Origin of the sequence: Methylobacterium sp. WL116, assembly GCF_008039455.1 — a bacterium.
Classification (GTDB): domain Bacteria; phylum Pseudomonadota; class Alphaproteobacteria; order Rhizobiales; family Beijerinckiaceae; genus Methylobacterium.
Map to the genome: position 1 here is coordinate 1 of NZ_VRUV01000749.1, position 1,691 is coordinate 1,691.

The following is a 1,691-nucleotide window of genomic DNA, read 5'->3' on the forward strand; positions in this document are numbered from 1 at the left end:
GCGATACGCCCAAGGCGCAGTTGGTCCGCGTCCAGGACCCGGAGATCTCCCCCCTCGCACTCGCCGAGAAGGTGCTCGGTCCGATCTTCGAGCCGCTGACCACGGTCGGCATCGTGCTGGTCGTCGTGGTGTTCCTGCTCCTGCAGCGCGAGGACCTGCGCAACCGCATGATCCGCCTGTTCGGATCGAGCGACCTGCACCGCACGACCGTCGCCATGGACGACGCCGCCGGTCGCCTCGGCACCTACTTCCTCGCCCAGCTCGGCATGAACGCCGCGTTCGGCGTCATCGTCGGTGTCGGCCTTTGGTTCATCGGCGTGCCCAACCCCCTCCTATGGGGGGTGTTCTCGGCGCTGATGCGCTTCGTGCCCTACATCGGCGCCTTCATCTCAGGCATCCTACCGGTGGCGCTGGCCGCCGCGGTCGATCCGGGCTGGTCGATGGTCATCGCCGCCGCGGCCCTGTTCCTGATCGCCGAGCCGATTTTCGGGCAGGTGATCGAACCGCTGCTTTACGGCCACTCCACCGGGCTCTCGCCGTTTGCGGTGATCGTCTCGACCCTGTTCTGGGGTTTCCTATGGGGCCCCATCGGCCTGATCCTGGCGACGCCGTTCACGGTGTGCCTCGTCGTGCTCGGCCGCCATGTCGACAGCCTTGAGTTCCTCGACATCCTGCTCGGCGACCGGCCGCCGCTGACCCCGGTCGAGAACTTCTACCAGCGCATGCTCGCCGGCGACCCGGACGAGGCACGCGACCTCGGCGAGGCCATGCTGAAGGAACGCTCCCTATCGTCGTATTACGACGAGGTCGCATTGAAGGGTCTTCAGCTCGCCGCCAACGACTATGCCCGTGGCGTGGTCACGCCGGCGCAGCTGGAGAACATCCGGGCGTCCTCCCGTTCCCTCGTCGAGGACTTCGAGGACCATGAGGACGTCGAGCCCAAGGGTGACGGCAAGGCCGTCAATCCGAACGAGACGCCGACGCTGGCCGAGCGGACCCACTTCAAGGCCGAGGCGGTGCCAGGCCAGGCGGCGACCCGCGAAGGATTGCCCGAGGCGTGGCGGGGCGAGACGCCGGTGCTGTGCGTCGCCGGACGCGGCCCCCTCGACGAGGCCTCCTCGGCGATGCTCGCGCAGTTGCTGCGCAAGCACGGCCTCGGCGCGCGGGTGGTGCCCCACGGCGACGTCTCGCGCGACCGGGTACGCGATCTCGATGTTACGGGGGTGGCGATGGTGTGCATCTCCTACCTCGACATCACCGGCAACCCGGCGCACCTGCGCTACCTCATGGAGCGGCTGAGGCGACGTGCCCCCGGCGTTCGGGTGCTCGTCGGCCTGTGGCCCGAGGACGAGCGCGTGCTAGGGGACGCGGCAGCCGGCAAGGAGGTCGGGGCCGACGATTACGTCTCGTCGCTGCGCGGGGCGGTCGAGGCATGCCTTAAGGCTGCGGGCGGCTTGGGAGAGGAGAGGGCGGTCGCCTAGGGCGTGTCATCGCTTGAGCCAATCGAGGGCGGCTGCGAGGGAGAGGACGCCCATGAAGCTGACGGCAGTCTTCTCGTAGCGGGTGGCGATGGCGCGCCACTCTTTGAGCCTGGCCCAGAGGCGCTCGACCTGGTTACGGTTGTTGTAGATCCAATCAGGGCAGGCCACGGGCGCTTCGTGGCGCTGAGGCGGGATCGCAGGCCGAGCGCC

The 1,691-nt window shown here is 68.6% G+C and carries 2 protein-coding genes; one reads left to right on the top strand and one right to left on the bottom strand.

Going from position 1 to position 1,691, the window contains the following annotated elements:
• The coding region (locus FV223_RS26925; RefSeq protein WP_147729776.1) for an AI-2E family transporter at positions 1–1,481 on the top strand (1,481 nt) is incomplete at its 5' end.
• A gap of 6 nt (positions 1,482–1,487) precedes the next feature.
• Here FV223_RS26925 and FV223_RS26930 read toward each other — a convergent pair.
• The coding region (locus FV223_RS26930) for a transposase (RefSeq protein ID WP_147727796.1) at positions 1,488–1,691 on the bottom strand (204 nt) is incomplete at its 5' end.